Source organism: Roseateles noduli (assembly GCF_050626985.1).
Taxonomy (GTDB): Bacteria; Pseudomonadota; Gammaproteobacteria; order Burkholderiales; family Burkholderiaceae_C; genus Roseateles; species Roseateles noduli_A.
On sequence record NZ_CP192463.1, the window covers coordinates 1,518,212 to 1,535,732 of the forward strand.

Below are 17,521 nucleotides of genomic sequence, written 5' to 3' on the forward strand. Positions count from 1 at the left end.
TCCTGATGCGACTCACAGACCGCCCGGGCAGCGGAACTCATTGAGCTCCGGCAGACGGAACGGATTGCGGACGCTGCTGGCGGTGACCTCGAAGACCGCCTTGCGGCCTTCGATCTCGAAGGTGGCCTTGAAGCGCTCGGGCGCGGCGGTCTTCTCGATCTTGACGCGGTCGAAGAGCCGGAACAGCGCCCACGGGCCGTCGTTGACCAGGCCCGACGAGCCGCTCGCGCTGACCGGGCTCAATTGCACCCGCACCTGCGAGCTGCCGCGCGGTCCCGGCCACTGCACCGAGGTCGGGATCTGCGGACCGTGGCTGTAGCGCACGATCTGACCGTCCACGTCCAGGATGAACTGCTGGATCGTGGTGTCCATCTCGATCGGCTTGAAGTCCAGCCGCAGCGACGGCGTGGCGCTGCCGGGGAAGAAGGTTTCCTTGATCGCCTGCGCGCGCTGGAACTGCGGCAGCGTGCCGCTGTCGCCACCCAGCGGCGTGCCCTCGACGGCGCGGAACTTCCACGGCCGCGTCGTCGTGTCGACGTAGGGCGCCAGCTTCTGCTGGAAGAGCTGGTCGATCTTGCCGCCCGGCCCGAACAGCATCGCGAAGTCCGCCTGCGTGGCGTCACGCGGCGAGTTGCGATCCAGCGGATAACGCCCGGAAACGGCCTGGTTGCAGAACTCGCCGACCTGCGAGCGCACCTCCATGCCGAGGTTCTGGCGCATCGCGCCCTGCGACACGCGGGCGCTGCTGCTGCCCAGGTCGTCGAGCATCGTGCGCAGCGGCTCGGGGCTCATCGCGGCGGCGGCCTTCAGTCGCGTCGGCACCGGCGACGGCGGCGGCGCGCTGCCGCCCTTGAGCGCGGAATCGGCCGCCGTCAGCATGATGTTGGCCTCGGCGATCAGGCCGACGGTCTCGTCCAGCGGCGCCTTGCCGCCGCCGGCCGGGGCCGTGACCATGCTGCGCAGGCCGACGAAGCGGTCGTCGACGATGTTCTCGATGCGCGGCGCGTTCGGGTCCGCCGGGTTCTGCTGACCCGGCTTGCCGGAGAACATGCCCGCGACCTTTTCGCGCGTCTGCTGGACCAGGTCCGCGGCGCGGCGCTCGGCGTTCTCGATCGCGTTGCCGGGCTGCGCGAGCGTGGTCTCGCGCGACGCCGCCCGCAGGAACGGACCCAGCGGGCTGTCCGGCGCGGACAGCATGCGCGAGCGTTCCACCGACTGCGGCACCGTCGCCATCGGCAGCAGCTTCACGCTGTTGAGGAAGGACTCCCAGGAGGCCGCGTAGTCGTTCAGGTAGAGCCGGCGGACGTCGTCGACCAGCGGCGCGTTGGCGCGCACGAGGTCCTGCGGATTCTTCGGCGCGGCGGCGACGCCGAGCACCCACGGCTCTTCCGCGGCCAGCTCGTCCGCGACCTGGCCGACCCGCGGCTGGAAGCCGCGCAGGTAGGCGTCGCGGGTGAAGAAGCCCGGCACGCCCTGCGTCAGCGGCGCGCCGTTGGCCCGCGTGAACAGCAGCGGCGCGTTGTGGCCGCCGGCGCGCGCGACGGTGAAGTCGGGATATTCGGTGCCCAGGCCCTGCGCGCGCAGCCGGTTGTAGATCCGCTGCGGCAGTGGCTGCGTCGCGAGCTGCGTGCGCACCGCCGTCAGCAGCGAGGCGTCCTCCGGCAGCGGCGACGCGATGCCGCCCTGCGACAGCAGCGCGTCCAGGTGGGCGCCGAGCGCCTCGCGCTGGTCCGGCGTGAGCTCGCGGCGCGTGGTCTCCCAGTCGCCCTCGATGTGCTGCTTCAGCGCCGGGGCGTCGAAGTGCTGCGGGTCGTGCAGCATCACGTAGGCCTTGAGCGCCTCGTACAGCGTCACCGGCGTGGCCGCGCCCTGGCGGAGCTGTTCCTCGATGCGCAGCACCAGCCGCGGCAGCACCGCGTCACCCAGCATCCGCTGGTAGGCCGCGCGCGCCGCGCTGTCGAGCTTCTTGCCCTGGAAGAGGCCCATGCGCATCGACCACGGGACGTTCTCGTCGACCGCGGCCAGCGCGCGCGTGGCCTGCAGCGCGGGCAGGATGGGCAGCAGGTCGGCGGTCGCGCGGTTGGGCGTGGCCTGCAGCAGCTCGCGGACCTGGTCCGCGCGGGCGGAGGTCTCTTCCAGGTACTTCCTGTTGTTGAAGTAGCTGACGGTCCAGGCCGTGAGCAGGCCGATGCCGGCGACCGCGACCAGGGCGTAGCCGCCCAGCGCCAGCGCGTTGCGGCGGCGCTCCCAGCCGCGGTGCGTGCCGCCCAGGCCGGCCTCGGCGAAGACGACCTCGTTGAGCAGCCGGTTCAGGAAGTAGCTGCGGCCGCTGGCCTGGTTGGGCGCCAGCACCGCGTTCTCGATCTGGTAGCTGCGCGCCACCGAGCCGAGCACGCGGTCGATGGGCGTGCCTTCCTGCGTGCCGCTGACGAAGTACACGCCGCGCAGCAGCGGTTGCGCTTCATAGGGGGAGGGCGCGAAGACGCCCTCGGCGAACTCCGCCAGCAGCGCGCGCAGGCTCGCGAACTGCGCCGGGAAACCGTAGATGCGGGCGCGGCGTTGCGGATCGCGCTCGGCCTGGAGCCGGTCGATCAGGCCGTTCTGCAGGCGCTGCTCGAGGGCGTCGAACTCCGCGCCGTAGCCGGCCAGCGGCGACGTGCTGTTGCGCGGGAAGGTGAAGCCCCACGGCGCCGCGCGCTGGTCCTTGTCGACCGTCGCGAAGTAGTCCATGAAGCCCGACAGCAGGTCGGCCTTGGTGACCAGCAGGTAGACCGGGAAGCGGATGTCCAGGTCCTTCTGCAGCTCCTGCACGCGGGCGCGCACGGTGGCGGCGTGCTGGGCGCGCTCCGACGGGCTGCGCGACAGCAGGTCGGTGACCGACACCGTCACCAGCGCGCCGTTGATCGGCTGACGCGGGCGCGAGCGGCGCAGCATCTGCAGGAAGCCGCTCCAGGTGGCCTTGTCGTTGGTGGGATCGCTGTCCTGCGTGGTGAAGCGGCCGGCGGTGTCGATCAGCACGGCGCGGTCGGTGAACCACCAGTCGCAATGCCGGGTGCCGCCCACGCCGCGGATCGCGTGGTCGCCCATCTGGTCCGCCAGCGGGAAGTTCAGCCCGCTGTGGCGCAGCGCCGTGGTCTTGCCCGAACCCGGCGCGCCGATGATCAGGTACCAGGGCAGCTCGTAGAGATAACGGCCGCCGAAGCGCGAGCGCAGCTTGGCGCCGAAGCCCGCCGATCCCTCCGCGCCGAAGCGCGAGCGCTGCAGCATCTGCAGCGCCTGGCGGAAGCGTTCGCGCACGGCCAGCATGTCGGCGGTCTCGCGCTCGGGCGCGTCCGCGGCGGGCTGCTGCAGCAGCTGGTTGACGACGGCGCTGTTGCCGCGCTTGGCGCGCCAGCGGCTCCAGGCGATGCACAGCGCCACGATCAGGACGAGCACGCCGATCGTGAGCCAGCGCGAACGCTCGGTGTCGAGCGGGCGAGCCTCGCCGACGGCCACCAGCGGACCGATGATCCAGATCAGCAGCGCGACCGCCAGCACGAGCACCGCCAGGAGCACCCAGCGGTTGAAGATCCATCCCAGGACGCGTTTCATCGGGAAGCTCCGCGCGCCGGCGCTTCAGGCGCGCGGCCATTGACCATCAGACTGACTTCGACGCGCCGGTTCAACGCGCGGTTGGCCGGGGTGTCGTTGGGGGCGACCGGCTCGGCCTCGGCGCGGCCCTCGGCGCGGATGCGCTCGGGGGCGACACGGCGCGCGATCAGCAGCTCGCGCACGGTGTTGGCGCGCTCTTCCGACAGGTGCCAGTTGGAGGGGAAACGCACCGTGCGGATCGGCGTGTTGTCGCTGTGGCCGGTCACGAGCACCGACCCCTGGACCTGCGTCAGCGCGTCGGCGATGCGGGTCATGAGCGCCTCGCGCTCCGGCACGATCGTCGCGCTGGCCGGCGCGAACAGACCGTCGCCGCGGATGGTCACCACGCTGCGGTCGACCTCGTCGCGCACGGCGACCAGGCCGGCCTTGATGTCGGATTGCAGGAACTGCGCCAGCCGCGGCTTGGCCGGCGGCGGGGGCGGAGCGACCACGGGCGGCGACAGCCGCAGCCCCTGGATCTGCCCGAACACCGGATCGGAGCGCTCCGCCAGCGACAGCGTCAGCGACAGGTACACGCCCACCAGCAGCAGCGCCGTCAGCGCCGCGGTCGCCGCCAGCGGCAGCCAGCCGATGTGACGGCGCTGGGTGATGGCCTCGACCTGCCAGTGCTGCGCCAGCGCGGCGGGGTAGTCGCCGCGCTGCTGCTTCAGGATCTGGGCCAGACGGTCGCGCACTGCTTCCAGTTGCGCCGGACCGTTGTCGATGACGCGATAGCGGCCGGCGAAGCCCAGCGTCAACGCGGCGTAGATCAGTTCGAGCAGGTCGCGGTTGGCCTCGGGCTTCTCGGCCAGGCGGGCCATCAGCTGGAAGACCTTCTCGCCGCCCCAGGTCTCGTTGTGGAACATCGACAGCAGGCTGTGCCGCGCCCAGACGCCGGAGCCGCCCCAGGGCGTGTCGGCGCAGGCCTCGTCGATCATCGTGCAGAGCACGTAGCGCGTGGCCATGACGCGCTCCGGCGGAATGCCGGCCGCGGCGGCGCGGGCCGCGAAGTCGCGGATGCCCTGCGCCAGGTTGTTGCGCAGCACGGCCACGTCGTCGACGCGGCGCGTCCCGCGCAATTGCGGGACGAGCAGCAGCAGCGGATTGGCCAGCGTCAGCAGCGGGTTGAGCCCGGCGGCCGGCGGGGCGGCGTCGGGCTGCACGGAGTCGGGCGACGGCGTGGCACCGCGCGGCGCCTGCGCGCCGCCCGGACGGGGCTTGATGAAGGTGCGCTGATCGTCGAAGCCTGCGAACGGATCGTTGAGCGCGGAGGGGTCCATGCCGGCTCCCGGAGGTTACTGGTCTTGAATCGGTGGAAGCGTGGAGCGGGGCCCGACGTCGCCGCGAGCGGCGGTCACTGCCGGATGGCCCAGAGCTCCAGTTCCAGTCCGGGGAAATCGCCGGCCACGTGCAGCGCCAGACTGCCGCTGCGCTCGAGCTGCTTCCAGAGGTCGCCGCCGCGGTCCAGCTCGAAATAGTGGAAGCCCGCGTGGAACGGCAACTGGCGCGGCGCCACCGGCAGCGCGCGCATGCTGATGCCGGGCAGCTGCAGGTTGACCAGGTCGCGGATGCGGTCCACCGGGCCCAGCTTGGATTGCGCGGGGAAGCGCTGGCGCAGCTGTTCCGCCGCCACCTGCGCGTTGACCGCGATGACGAAGCTCGCGCTGCGCAGCAGGTCGGCGTCGGGGACGACGGCGGTGCGCACGCCGTGGGTGCGTTCGGTCAGGTCGATCTGCAGCGCGTTGCGCTCCAGCACGACGCTGAGCATGCGGCGCAGGTCCTCCAGCAAGGGCGCGAAACTGCCGCGCAGGTCGTCGTGGCGGTACAGCGGATATTCGGAGGCCAGCCGGGTGTCGCTCACGAAGGTGGCCATGTCGCCGGCCAGCTGCAGGCAGTCGCGATGCAGCGTTTCCGGGTGCACGTGCGGGGAGGCCGCATGCTGGCGGAACAGCGGGTCGGCGCGGTTCAGCGCCTGCAGCATCAGGAAGTCGGCCAGCTCGGACACGCCGTTGCCGAGCTGCCCCATACGCGACGACAGCAGCTGCGCGCGCTGGCGCACCAGCCCGTGCAGCAGCGACGCCATCACGGACAGATGGCCGCTGGCGTCGATGCGCGTCTGCGGCGGGATGTAGCTGCGGTCCAGCACCAGCTGCTGGTCGGCGCGGCGCTCCGCGATGCGGGCCACGCCCAGCGCGGCATAGGCGTCGTTGAGCTCGCGGGCGGGCAGCAGGCGCAGCGTCAGCGCGCCGGTCTGCACGGGTTCGGGCTCGTCGCCGGCGCTGGTCTGGTCGCGCAGGTCCTGGTCGACGACGTGATAACGGTGCAGCTCGCCCGCATCGTGGCCGTTGAACGCGACCTGGTCCGTGCCGGGGCGGGCGATCGGCGCCGCCAGGACGACCATGTCGCCCTTCAGGTCCGCGGGCACCTCCAACGGCGCCATCGCGGCATCCGCCTGGGGAATCTGGAACGGGGTGCCGTCGGGCAGGATGCCGCTCGCGCGCACGATGCCCAGCCGGCCGACGCTGAGCAGCGCCTCGTCCAGCACGAGTTCGGTGAATCCCCAGCCGTGCGGCGCCAACGCGCGGGCGCGGCTGTCCACCAGGTGCTCGAGGTATCGGGTCTCCTGCTGGAAATGGTGCGGCAGCAGGAACATGCCCTGCGACCAGATGACCTTGCTGTGCCAGCTCACGGCAGCCTGACCGTCGCGCTGACCGACAGCTCTTCGGCCTGGATGAGGATCTCCTGCTTCCTGCCGACCACCACCGGCACGACCGCGCGCCAGCGCGCGCGCTCCAGGTCGCGGTAGGCGGCAAAGACCGCGACGAAGCGCGTCTCGGGCGACAGGATCTTCTTCGTCCACGGACGCGCTTCGCCGGGCTGCAGCGTCATCTCCTCGCGGGAGACGATCTCGCCGCCCAGCTCGGCCTGGTCCTTCTGGTACAGGCTGACGAAGTCGGCCGCATTGAAGCCGACGTCCGATTTCAGCTCATACACCCGCACCAGCAGCGGGGAGGGGCGCTTGGTCACGCTCGGGTTCACCTGGGCCGACGCCTGGATGCTGCCCTTGGTGACCTCCGTCGGCTTCTCCGAGCTGGAGAACGGGTTGATCTTGTCGAGGGACGAGCAGCCCCCCAAGGCGCCCAGGGCGAGCAACGCCCCCAAGGCCAGCGGGGCCGCGACAGCAGCCCTGCGAGTGAGGGAGTGGGTTCCCGAATATCCCGAACGCGGCGTGAGCATCTGCTTGTCCTTCTTGACCGGAAGAAAGGATAGCCAGCGGGGGGGCTTCGGGGTGGTGACTTAGGTAATCGGGGGTCCTCGCCGGAGACTCCGCACTTGCCCGTATGACAGCGTTGTCAGAGTGCTCTATGCTCCGCACCCATAAGAGGAGACAGTCGATGAGCGCAGATCTATCCCAGGTCGCCGGCAGTGGCGCGCCCGCGCGTCCGGGCACTACGCCGCTGGGCAATACGCCGCTGAGCACTACGCCGCTGGGCGAGGCACCGTCCGGCGAGGCCGCCGCGGTGCATGCCCGTCATCCGCTGACCTGGGTGCCCTCCCTGTACCTGGCGATGGGCCTGCCGAACGTGCTGGTCGGCCTGGTCGCGGCCATCCTGTACAAGAACATGGGCGTGTCCAACGAGGACATCGCGCTCTACACCTCGCAGATGTACCTGCCGTGGGTGCTCAAGCCCTTGTGGTCGCCGCTGCTGGAGCCTTACAGGACCAAGCGCTGGTGGGTGATCACGATGCAGTTCCTGATGATGGCGTCGATCGGCGCCGTCGCGTTCTGCCTGCCGCTGGACGGCTTCTTCCGCGCGTCGCTGGCCTTCTTCTGGATCACGGGCTTCGCCTCGGCGACGCAGGACATCGTGGCCGACGGGGTGTTCATGACCACGATGAACCCGCGCGAGCAGGCGCGCTACGCCGGCGTGCAGGGCATGTGCTGGAACCTGGGCGCGGTCGTGGCGTCGGGCCTGCTGGTGTCGCTGACCGGCTGGCTGCACGGCTCGCTGGGCTGGAGCTGGGTGCAGTGCTGGATGGCGGTGATGCTGGGTGCGGCGGCGATGATGGGCGGCTTCGGGCTGTGGCACCTGCGCGTGTTGCCGACGGGCGCCCCGTCGGTGGTGCAGGGGCAGGACCTGGCCAGCGCGATGGTGTCGCTGCGGCAGTCGTGGATCACGCTGTTCCAGAAGCCGTCGATCTGGATGATGCTGGCCGTGGTTTTCTTCTACCGCTTCGGCGAGGGCTTCATCGAGAAGTTCGGGCCGCTGTTCCTGCTGGATCCGCGCTCGGCGGGCGGGCTCGGCCTGGACAACGCGGCGCTGGGCCACATCTACGGCAGCGCCGGCACGATCGCGTTCATCGCGGGCGCCTTCCTCGGCGGATTCATCGCCGCGAAGATGACGCTGCGACGTTCGTTCCTGCTGCTGGCGGTCGCGCTCAACCTGCCGCATCTGACCTACTACTACCTCAGCCACGCGATGCCGACGGACCTGTGGTGGATCGGCGCCGTGGTCGCCATCGAGAAGTTCGGCTTCGGCATGGGCTCCGTCGGGCACATGCTGTACATGATGCAGCAGATCGCGCCGGGGCCTTTCAAGATGACCCACTACGCAATGGCCACCGGCGTGATGGCGCTGACCCGGTGGACGACGGGCAGCGTCAGCGGCTGGCTCTACGCGGGTCTGGGGCAGCATTACGCGAGCTTCTTCGGCTGGGTGCTGGTGTTCTCGATCCCGCCGATCGTGCTGGCGTGGCTGGCGCCGTTTCCGGTGACGGTCGACCACGAGGATCAAGGCACCGCCGCGGGCGGGCACTGATCGACCCCTGATCGCCCCCGAATCGCCGCCGGTCACCGCAGTCACTGCCAGAGTCATTGGCAATCATGGTCGGCTCAGCGTGTTCAGCGGGATCTTGAGGTAGCTGACGCCGTTGTCCTCGGCGGGCGGCATCTGGCCGGCACGGATGTTGATCTGGATCGAGGGCAGGATCAGCGCCGGCACCTCCAGCTGGGCATCGCGCCCGGTGCGCAGCGCGACGAACTCGGCTTCGCCGACGCCGTCATGGACGTGGATGTTGCGGGCGCGCTGCTCGGCGACCGTCGTTTCCCAGGCCGGCGCGCGGCCTTCGGGCGGATAGTCGTGGCAGACGAAGAGCCGGGTCGCCGGCGGCAGCGCCAGCAGGCGGCGGATGGAGCGGTACAGCGTCGCCGCGTCGCCGCCGGGGAAGTCCGCGCGCGCGGTCCCGACGTCGGGCATGAACATCGTGTCGCCGACGAAGACCACGTCCTGGCTGCCTGCCTCACCGCCTTCCTCAAGGCCCATCTCAAGGCCGGTCTCACGGCGTGTCTCGGGGCCACCCCGGATGCGGTAGGCCATGCAGGCCGGCGTATGTCCCGGCACCAGCAGCGCCTGCGCCTCGATGCCGCCGATCATGAACGTCTCGCCGTCGCGGAACAGGTGGTCGAACTGGCGGCCGTCGGGCAGGAAATCGCGCTCCAGGTTGTAGAGCTTGCGGAACACCGCCTGCACCTCGCGGATGTGTTCGCCGATGGCGATGCGGCCGCCGACATGCGCCTGCAGATGCCGCGCCGCCGACAGGTGGTCGGCATGGGCGTGGGTCTCGAGGATCCACTGCACCGTGAGCCCGGCCTGCGCGACGTGCGCCAGCAGGCGATCGGCCTGCGTGGTGGCGGTGCGGCCGGACTTCAGGTCGAAGTCGAGCACTGGATCGACGATCGCCGCCTGGCGGGTCGCGGGGTCGGCCAGCACGTAGCTGACCGTGCCGGTCCGGTCGTCGTGGAAGGCCCGGATCGTGAAGGCGGAAGAGTCCGCCGGAGGAACGGCAGGGAGAACGGCGGGGAGAACGGCAGGGGATGGGGCAGGGGGAACGGGGCTCATGGCCGAAGCAGCGTGCGGCGGGGTGACAGTGAAAGTCACTATACCCAGCGTTGATGTCCCAGCGTTGATGCCCCAGCGTCGATGCCTCGGCCTGATGTCCCCGGGCCGGGGCGCCCCTCAGGACGCGCGCCTGCGTCTTCCGGAGGCGCCGGCCCCGCTCGTGATCGCGGTGCACTGCAGCGGATGGCGCACCTCATGCGCCGCGCCGCCGAGGAGGAAGAGCAGGGCGAGCAGCCATCGCTTCATGAGGTGCATCCCGTGTTGTCGCCCGCTCAGGCCAGTTCCAGGCCGACGTTGATGTTGCCGCGCGTCATCTTCGAGTAGGGGCAGGTCTCGTGGGCGCGCTTGATCAGCTCGTAGGCCGTGTCGCGGGGCAGGCCGGGCAGGCTGACGCGCAGCTTGGCGCTCAGGAAGTAGCCATCGGCGCCCTTGTTGAGGTCGACCGACGCGTCGACGGCGGCCTCCGCGGGCAGCCGCACGCCGATCGCGTGGGCGGCCAGGCCCATCGCCCCGATGAAGCAGGCCGACCAGCCGACCGCGAACAGCTGTTCCGGATTCGTGCCGGGCCGCGACGTGCCGGGCGACCCCAGCTGGACGTCGAGACGGCTGTCGTCGGACTGGCCGCGGCCGTCGCGGCCGCCGGTCGTGTGCGTGTGGGCGGTGTAGAGGACCTGGACGTGATCGGTGGTCGGGGGCATGTCGGACTCCAGTGGCACAGCGTCACTCGCTGCATGACCCGCATTGCATCGGGCCGATGTATCGACGATGTGTGAGCACCCGGCCGAATTGGCGCGGCGCGTGTCGTCGCAGGCGTTGGACACACTGGCATACAAACAGACCGTCCGCCCCCGCGAGTGCCAGGACCGGCGAGGCGCACGACCTCTCGCGGAGCCGCCTCTGTGACGGTCCGTGACGCCGACGTTGCCGCCGCGTAAAACCTGGGGCGCCCAGCGCCGCGACAGGTTTTCCAGCGCCCGGCGGCAGGTTTTCTTAAGCACGCCCTAATTCGGTGGGCGCACCTTACGCCCAGGGCAACACGATGTTTGACGCAATCGGCCCGACCGGCCCCGCGGCCCACGGCGACGCCTTTCCCGAGACGCCACCGGCGCGGAGCCCGCCGAGCCGAAGGAGATGCACATGAGCAAGTCCACCCCGATCCTCGCCATGGTCGCCGCGTTCGCGGCGGCGTCGGCCCAGGCCTCGACGAATCCCGATGACATGGCGCGCCGGTCGGAGCGCCGCGCGACGATCCAGCAGCAGCTGCGCGCGGTGCAGGTCGAGCTCTACTGCGATCACCAGGACAACGCGATGCACCTGTTGCGCGACGTGCGTCGTCAACTGATGGCGCAACGCGACCCGGACAACTCCAGCGATCTGCGCCAGTTGGAGAAGGTCAGCTGGCTGGTCCGCCACGGCGACACGGTCGAGGCGATCGCGACGATCGACGCGACGCGCGGCCTGTCCGCCTGAGCGGGTATCCCCCGCCGCTGCCGGCGGTCCGCGATGCCGTCTCGGGCCGCGGCGGGGAGGTTCACGCATCCCTAGCCGTTCCTGGCGCTGTGCAGCGCCAGCCGGAGGAGTCTCGCGACCGCGGTGCGGCGCGAACCCGTGCCGTCGGGAGACGGCGCCTGTCCGGGCCCGGGTGGCCCGCGCTGCGGCCTCCGACACGCCTGAACAAGGCCATCCCCTCATCGATCCACGACGCGTTCGGCGCGTCTTGCTAGCCCCAGTTTGTCCCGCGGTGACGCCGGACTACTTATTTGCACTGTTTTGATGGCAAGAACCTCGCAAAACGCGGGGTGGACTCGTTTTGGGGTATCTCGCGCAGTCATAGGATCGGATGCATCGGATGACCTTTGGAGTACCCATGACGTCAGAAGTACTGGCCTATTGGCTCGCCGGAATCTGCCCCCCAGCAGTCACATGGATTCTGAATATGACGCTGCGGGGGAGGTCCGCGTTACTGAGTTCCGCCGCCGACTCGGCGCTGCTCTTTCTGGTATTTGACGGGGCATCGGCCATTTCAATTCGAGATGTGGCCTGCAGCACACCCAACGAGGCCGTCCGAGCTCTCCTGCCTCCGGTCGTGCCGGCCTTGATCTTCGTTTCGATGGCGATCTGGATGGTCATCGTCCGTTGGCTCGAGCCGCTCATGATGGCGGCGGCTCATAACGGTCAAGGACGATTCCGCCAGTTTCTTTCGTTCTTGACGATGTGGTGGCTGGTGATTTTCAACGCCTATGGGCATTACTTTCTATTTGTGAAGGCCTTTCATGTTGCGTGAATTCCTGATCTCGTGGGCAGCGGCCGGTGTGGTGTATGCCATCCTTCTTGGTATTGCAGGTGTCGTGATGTTCAAACTGGGTTGGTTGGACATGTCGGAAGACTCCGGCAAAAGCGATGGCAATCCTGAAGACACGGAGGGCGGCCAACGTGCCGTGTGACGATCGCTTTCCCCGGTGGAATGTGGAAAGACACTAGCCGCCACCGCAAACCGCCGCGCTAGCATCGCGCGCCATGCGGATCCTCCTCGTCGAAGACGAAAAGCCCCTGGCCGACTGGCTGGTGAAGGCGCTTGCCCAGAACGACTTCGTCGTCGACTGGGTCGACGACGGCCGGCTGGTGCTGAACCAGCTCGCCGCCACCCGCTACGACGCGATGATCCTGGACCTCGGACTGCCCGGCCTGGGCGGCCACGAGGTGCTGGCGCGGCTGCGGGACGCCGATTCGCGCGTCCCCGTGCTGGTGCTGACCGCACGCGACTCGCTGATGGAACGCGTCAGCACGCTGCATGAAGGCGCCGACGACTTCCTCGCCAAGCCATTCGAGTTGCAGGAACTCGAAGCCCGATTGATCGCGCTGATCCGCCGCTCCCGCGGCCGCGACCAGCCGCGCTTCGCCTGCGGCCCGCTGGTCTACGACGCGGCCTCCAAGCTCTTCACGCTGGACCGCGAACCGCTGGCGCTGTCGCCGCGCGAGCACGCAGTCCTGCGCACGCTGATCCAGCACAGCGGCGAGCCCATGTCCAAGCAGGAGATCCTGGAGCGCCTGTTCTCCGACGAGCAGGATGTCCGGCCCGAGGCCGTCGAGGTCCTCGTTCACCGGCTGCGCCGCCGCATCGAGTCCGGCAAGGTCCGCATCACCACGCTGCGCGGCCTGGGCTACGTGCTGGAAGCGATGTGAAACGCCTTGGCCTCCGCTGGCCCTCGCTCCCGACCCGCTGGCACCGTTTCAGCGTCCGCCGCACGCTGCTCGCACTGGTGCTGCCGGTGATGCTGGCCGCCGTCGGCATCGAGCTGGCGCTGACCTGGGGCACCGCGCTGCAGGCGGCCAACTCCGCCTATGACCGCTCGCTGCTCGGCGCGATCAAGGCGATCGACAGCAACGTCTCGACTGAGACCGGCGGCCTGTCCGTCGAGATGCCGTACCGGCTGCTGGAGTTCTTCGAGCTGACCGCCAGCGGGCAGGTCTTCTTCCGCGTCAGCACCGAGGACGGCCTCGTCGAGATCGGCAACGCCGGCCTGCCGTTGCCCGGCCAGCCGCTGAAGACCGGCGTGCCGCGCTTCATCGATGCCGAGTACTTCGGCGCCCCGGTGCGCGTGGGCGCCTGGGCGCGCGAGCTCGATCCCGAACGCCCCGGCCGGCGGATGATCATCCAGGTGGCCGAGAGCACCAACTCGCGCAACGCGTTCTCGCGCGCGCTGCTGCTGCAGGCGGTGTGGCGCGATCTGCTGACCGTGTCCATCGTCGCCGGCACGCTGGCGCTGGTGATCGGCTGGGCGCTGCGGCCGCTGGAGCGGCTGCGGCGGGAGGTCGAGGCGCGTGCCGACGACGACCTGTCGCCGGTCGACGAGACCGAGGTGCCCGCCGACGCCGCGCCGCTGGTGCGCGCGATCAACCATCACCTCGCCCGGCAGCGCGAGTTGATCGACGGCCGACGGCGTTTCGTCGACGACGCCTCGCACCAGTTGCGCACGCCGTTGGCGACGCTGGCCACGATGGTGGGTTACGCGCGCCGCGAGCGCGACCCGGAGCGGCTCGCCGAAGCGCTGACCGCGCTCAAGGGCCAGATCGACGACACCGTGCGTCGCACCAACCAGATGCTGGCGCTGGCCCGCGCCGATACCGCGGCGGTGGCGATGACGCCGCTGGCGCTGGACCGTCTGGCCGATCGCTGCGCGCGCGAATCCTGGCCGCTGGCGCGGGAGCAGGGCATCGACCTCGGCTTCGATCACACGGGCGGGGACATCGTCGTGCTCGGCCACGAAGGCCAGTTGCGCGAGGCGCTGCTGAACCTGCTGCACAACGCGCTGCGCTACACGCCGCGCGGCGGTGCGGTGACGCTGCAGGTCGGGGTGGAACGCAGGCAGGCGCACAAGGCAGCCGGGCAGGGCGGGCGGAGCGAGGCGCGCGGCGAGGGAGGCACGGGAGGCACGCGCGAGGAGCGCGGGGAGCGCGGGGAGAACGGCGAGAACGGCGAGCGCGGCGAGCGCGGCGAGCGCGGCGAGCGCGGCGAGCGCGGCGAGCGCGGCGAGAACGGAGAGAGCGGCGAGAACGGAGAGGGCGGAATGAGCGGAGAACGCGCGCAGTGGGCCGTGATCCGTGTCGTCGACGACGGCCCGGGCATTCCCGCCGACGAGCGGCCGCGCGCGGGCGAGCGCTTCTTCCGCGGCAGCAACGTGGACCTGCCGGGATCGGGGCTGGGTCTGGCCATCGTGCGGGCGATCGTCCGTCGCCACCTCGGTGACATGGAGATCGCCGCGGCGCGTCTGGACGCCGACGGCCTCGAGCGTGGCACCACCGTCACGCTGCGGCTTCCGCTGCGCGCGACGGCGGAAATTCCTGTCACGCTGAAAGCCGGTTGAAAGCGCCGCTTTCCTAGAGTTCGTCACCAGCAGGTGGCGGGCGACCGCGCGAGCCTGTCGACGATGCGCGAGTCTTCGCGATCGACGACGGTCGGCGGCGATACAGACCACCGCGAGGAGACAAGACATGCGATCGATCTCGACCTGGGCGGCCACGCTCATGGCGGCCGTCTGGCTGACCGCGTCCGCCGGTGTCGCGGCGCAGCCGGGCCGGGGCGCCTCGGCGCCCGCCAGGATGCCCGCCATGGCGCCGATGCCGGGCGGCGACACCGCGCCCGAATGCATCGCCCCCGCCAAGCCCGGCGGCGGCTTCGACCAGAGCTGCAAGCTCGCGCAGGCCGCGTTCCAGCAGGCCGGCCTCACGACGACGCCGATGCGCATCAGCTACATGCCGGGCGGCGTCGGCGCGATCGCCTTCGACCAGATCGTCACGCGCCGCCCCGCCGAGCCGCGCACGCTGGTGGCCTTCTCCAGCGGCTCGCTGCTGAACCTCTCGCATGGCCGCTTCGGCAAGCGCAGCGTCGACGACGTGCGCTGGATCGCCGCCATCGGCGTCGACTACGGCGTGGTCCTGGTCGGCCGGCAGTCGCCGTGGAAGACGCTGCCCGAACTGCTCGCCGCGCTGAAGGCCGATCCGGGCCGCATCAGCTTCGCCGCCGGCGGCACGATCGGCAGCCAGGACTGGGTCAAGTCGGCGCTGGTCGCCGGGGCCGGCGGCGTGGACCACAAGTCGATGCGTTTCGTCGCCTTCGAGGGCGGCGGCGAAGCGATCGCCGCGCTCAAGGGCGGCCACGTCCAGGTCTACATGGGCGACGCGTCCGAGGTCTTCGACAAGCTCGGCCCCGGCAGCTCCTTCCGCGCGCTGGCGGTGCTCGCCGACCAGCGCCTGCCCGGCCCGCTGTCGGGCGTGCCGACGGCGCGCGAGCAGGGCGTCGACATCGTCTGGCCCGCGATCCGCGGCTTCTATGTCGGGCCGAAGGTCTCGGACGGCGACGTCGCCGCGTGGACCGCCACCTTCGACCACCTGATGGCCGCGCCGGCCTTCGCCGAGGTCCGCGCGCGGCACGGTCTGTTCCCGCTCGCGCTCACCGGCCCGGCGTTGCGCGACGTCATCGACCGGCAGAACCGCGAGTACGTCGAGCTCGCCACCCGTTTCGGCCTCAGACGCTGAGCGCGTCGAAGCGCCGGTCCCGCTTCCCTGTCGATTCCCCCAAGCCCGGGCCTCACCGCGTGAGGACCGCGGGCGCCCCTGCGTCCGGATTTTTTCAACGACAACAAGGAGACTCCCTTGACACCCTCCCGCAAGACCCCGATCCGACTGAACACCCTGTGCGCCGCCGGCCTGTTGGCCCTGTGCGCGACACCGTCCGCCTTCGCGCAGAGCAGCGTCACCGTCTACGGCATCGCCGATGTCCTGCTGGAATACCGCGACCACATGAACGCCGCCGGCGACCACCGCTTCGGCCTGACGTCGGGCGGCATGAACACCTCCCGCTGGGGCCTGCGCGGCGCCGAGGACCTCGGCGGCGGCTTGAAGGCCGTGTTCCAGCTCGAGGCCGAAGTCGCCTTCGACACCGGCATGGCGGGCTCGTCCTATTGGGGCCGTCAGGCCAACGTCGGCCTGGAGGGGGGATTCGGCCGCGTCGTCGCCGGCCGGTCCTACACGACCACCTACGACTTCCTGCTGCCGTTCGACCCGATGGGCTACGCGCCGTTCTACTCGTGGGCCACGTCCGGGGGCCAGATCGCGACGCTGCCGCGCAAGGACGGGATGGCCACGGGCATGTCCAACCTGATCAAGTACCAGGGGACCTTCGGCCCGGTGAAGGTCGGCGCGACCTACGCGCTCGGCGAGGTCACGGGCTCGGACTCGGCGGGCCGCTTCTTCGCCCTGGCGGGCGCGTACACGGCGGGGCCGTTCTCGGCGACGCTGGTCGTCGATCAGCGCAACGGCGCGACGATCGCCGCCAACGGCCGCTACGACAAGGAAAAGGCGCTGCACTGGGCGGCGTCCTATGACTGGAAGCCGGTCAAGCTGTTCCTGGCGCAACGCGTCTACAGGAAGGCGTTCGCGGTCGGCGGCGCCGATGCGAAGAGCACGATGACCTGGCTGGGCGCGACCTGGCAGGCGACGCCCGCGCTGAGCATCACGCCGGCCGTCTACTTCCAGAACATCTCCAGCGGCGCCAGCGGCACCGACGATCCGAAGCTGTATGCGCTGCGCGCCAAGTACGAGCTGTCCAAGCGCACCAGCCTCTACGCGGTGGCCTCCACGGCGAAGTCGGGCGACGGCGGACGGGTCAGCGTCTCGCGCGACGACAACGGCTTCGGCGATTCGCAGTCCAGCGTCGGCCTGGGCATCCAGCACCGGTTCTGACCGGCGTCGGCACGTCGGTCCGGACCGCACCGGTCCGACGTCGCCGTCACTGCGAGGCCGCGATCGATCCGCCTTGGCGCGGATCCCCTCCGTTCAACCCGCCGCGGGCGTGTCCGGCACGACGATCGATTCCCCGATCGCGTAGAACTGGCCGCCCGCGATGTAGTGCAGCGTGCGCAGCTCGGGCGGCGCGGACTCGAAGTGCCAATGCCCGTCGCTGAACACGCGGGCATCGGCCCAGGCCGCGACGACCTCGCCGATGAACAGGTCGTAGATCCACTGGTTGCGGGGCTCGGGCAAGACCCGGCACACCAGCCACGCGGCGCAGCCGTCCACCAGCGGGACGGGACCCGCGGCGGCGCCCTCGGGGCCGGCGCCCGCATCGGCCGGGAGCTCGACATCGACCAGCCTCGCCCCCGCGTGGGCGAGCTTGTCCGCATCCTGATGCAGGCTGCGGTTGCCGAGCCGGTGCGTCAGCTCGGCCTGCGCGGCCGTCGGCACCTGCAGCACGAAGAAGCCGCTGGCCTCCACCAGCTCGCGCGTGCGCGTCGCCTTGTCGAGCACCACCGTCACCTTCGGCGGCTGGAAGTCCAGCGCGCAGGACCAGGCCGCGGCCATCGCGTTGCGCACGCCGCCGTGCGCGGCGGACACCAGCACGGTCGGCCCGTGGTTGAGCAGCCGGTAGGCCTTGTTCAGCGGGACCGGCGCGACGTGTTCGTTCAGGAGTTCGTTCAAGAGCGTCTTCATGG

General features: G+C 70.4%; 16 protein-coding genes. 8 read left to right on the forward strand and 8 right to left on the reverse strand.

Features of this window, described 5'->3' with window-relative positions:
- Nucleotides 1-12 precede the first annotated feature (12 nt).
- The 4 genes from tssM to tssJ form a co-directional block, all read right to left on the reverse strand.
- Entirely contained in the window at nucleotides 13-3,591 is a 3,579-nt protein-coding gene (gene tssM / locus ACQ4L4_RS06760) for a type VI secretion system membrane subunit TssM (RefSeq protein WP_431103465.1), read from the reverse strand.
- Nucleotides 3,588-4,910 carry a DotU family type VI secretion system protein gene (locus ACQ4L4_RS06765; protein ID WP_431103466.1) on the reverse strand — a complete coding sequence of 441 codons (1,323 nt, stop codon included), beginning with the start codon at nucleotides 4,908-4,910 and terminating at the stop codon, nucleotides 3,588-3,590. Before ACQ4L4_RS06765 ends, tssM begins: the two co-directional genes overlap by 4 nt.
- Nucleotides 4,911-4,984: 74 nt before the next feature.
- The gene (gene tssK, locus ACQ4L4_RS06770; RefSeq protein ID WP_377155192.1) at nucleotides 4,985-6,319 is read right to left on the reverse strand and encodes a type VI secretion system baseplate subunit TssK; all 1,335 of its coding nucleotides are present in this window, start codon (nucleotides 6,317-6,319) and stop codon (nucleotides 4,985-4,987) included.
- Nucleotides 6,316-6,867 carry a type VI secretion system lipoprotein TssJ gene (tssJ, locus tag ACQ4L4_RS06775; protein ID WP_431103468.1) on the reverse strand — a complete coding sequence of 184 codons (552 nt, stop codon included), beginning with the start codon at nucleotides 6,865-6,867 and terminating at the stop codon, nucleotides 6,316-6,318. The genes tssK and tssJ overlap by 4 nt, the downstream gene beginning before the upstream one ends.
- 158 nt (nucleotides 6,868-7,025) lie before the next feature.
- On the opposite strand from tssJ, the gene ACQ4L4_RS06780 reads away from it, so the two are divergent.
- A complete protein-coding gene (locus ACQ4L4_RS06780) occupies nucleotides 7,026-8,450 on the forward strand; it encodes an MFS transporter (protein WP_431103469.1) in 1,425 nt (474 codons plus the stop codon).
- Nucleotides 8,451-8,513: 63 nt separating this feature from the next.
- On the opposite strand, the gene ACQ4L4_RS06785 is transcribed toward ACQ4L4_RS06780, so the two are convergent.
- The 3 genes from ACQ4L4_RS06785 to ACQ4L4_RS06795 all read right to left on the reverse strand — a co-directional run bounded on the left by ACQ4L4_RS06785 (nucleotide 8,514) and on the right by ACQ4L4_RS06795 (nucleotide 10,228).
- A complete protein-coding gene (locus ACQ4L4_RS06785) occupies nucleotides 8,514-9,530 on the reverse strand; it encodes an MBL fold metallo-hydrolase (RefSeq protein WP_431103471.1) in 1,017 nt (338 codons plus the stop codon).
- Between the two features lie 117 nt (nucleotides 9,531-9,647).
- Entirely contained in the window at nucleotides 9,648-9,776 is a 129-nt protein-coding gene (locus tag ACQ4L4_RS06790; protein WP_431103472.1) for a hypothetical protein, read from the reverse strand.
- Between the two features lie 26 nt (nucleotides 9,777-9,802).
- The gene (locus ACQ4L4_RS06795; protein ID WP_431103473.1) at nucleotides 9,803-10,228 is read right to left on the reverse strand and encodes an organic hydroperoxide resistance protein; all 426 of its coding nucleotides are present in this window, start codon (nucleotides 10,226-10,228) and stop codon (nucleotides 9,803-9,805) included.
- 439 nt (nucleotides 10,229-10,667) lie between these two features.
- On the opposite strand from ACQ4L4_RS06795, the gene ACQ4L4_RS06800 reads away from it, so the two are divergent.
- The 7 genes from ACQ4L4_RS06800 to ACQ4L4_RS06830 all read left to right on the forward strand — a co-directional run bounded on the left by ACQ4L4_RS06800 (nucleotide 10,668) and on the right by ACQ4L4_RS06830 (nucleotide 16,772).
- Nucleotides 10,668-11,000 (forward strand): hypothetical protein, encoded by a 333-nt coding sequence (locus tag ACQ4L4_RS06800; RefSeq protein ID WP_431103474.1) that lies wholly within the window; start codon nucleotides 10,668-10,670, stop codon nucleotides 10,998-11,000.
- Nucleotides 11,001-11,397: 397 nt separating this feature from the next.
- Nucleotides 11,398-11,814: a hypothetical protein gene (locus ACQ4L4_RS06805; RefSeq protein WP_431103475.1), complete on the forward strand. Its 417-nt coding sequence runs from the start codon at nucleotides 11,398-11,400 to the stop codon at nucleotides 11,812-11,814.
- Nucleotides 11,804-11,974, forward strand: coding sequence for a hypothetical protein (locus ACQ4L4_RS06810; RefSeq protein ID WP_431103477.1), 171 nt, complete (start codon nucleotides 11,804-11,806; stop codon nucleotides 11,972-11,974). Before ACQ4L4_RS06805 ends, ACQ4L4_RS06810 begins: the two co-directional genes overlap by 11 nt.
- A gap of 73 nt (nucleotides 11,975-12,047) precedes the next feature.
- Nucleotides 12,048-12,713, forward strand: coding sequence for a response regulator (locus ACQ4L4_RS06815; protein WP_431103478.1), 666 nt, complete (start codon nucleotides 12,048-12,050; stop codon nucleotides 12,711-12,713).
- Nucleotides 12,710-14,395: a sensor histidine kinase N-terminal domain-containing protein gene (locus tag ACQ4L4_RS06820; RefSeq protein ID WP_431103479.1), complete on the forward strand. Its 1,686-nt coding sequence runs from the start codon at nucleotides 12,710-12,712 to the stop codon at nucleotides 14,393-14,395. Before ACQ4L4_RS06815 ends, ACQ4L4_RS06820 begins: the two co-directional genes overlap by 4 nt.
- A 127-nt stretch (nucleotides 14,396-14,522) precedes the next feature.
- Complete coding sequence (locus ACQ4L4_RS06825) at nucleotides 14,523-15,566, forward strand: tripartite tricarboxylate transporter substrate binding protein (RefSeq protein ID WP_431103480.1); 1,044 nt, start codon at nucleotides 14,523-14,525, stop codon at nucleotides 15,564-15,566.
- Nucleotides 15,567-15,683: 117 nt separating this feature from the next.
- Nucleotides 15,684-16,772, forward strand: coding sequence for a porin (locus tag ACQ4L4_RS06830; RefSeq protein WP_431103481.1), 1,089 nt, complete (start codon nucleotides 15,684-15,686; stop codon nucleotides 16,770-16,772).
- Between the two features lie 93 nt (nucleotides 16,773-16,865).
- Here the strand turns inward: ACQ4L4_RS06830 and ACQ4L4_RS06835 are convergent, their stop codons facing one another.
- Nucleotides 16,866-17,495: a flavin reductase family protein gene (locus ACQ4L4_RS06835; protein ID WP_431104892.1), complete on the reverse strand. Its 630-nt coding sequence runs from the start codon at nucleotides 17,493-17,495 to the stop codon at nucleotides 16,866-16,868.
- Nucleotides 17,496-17,521: the final 26 nt, after the last annotated feature.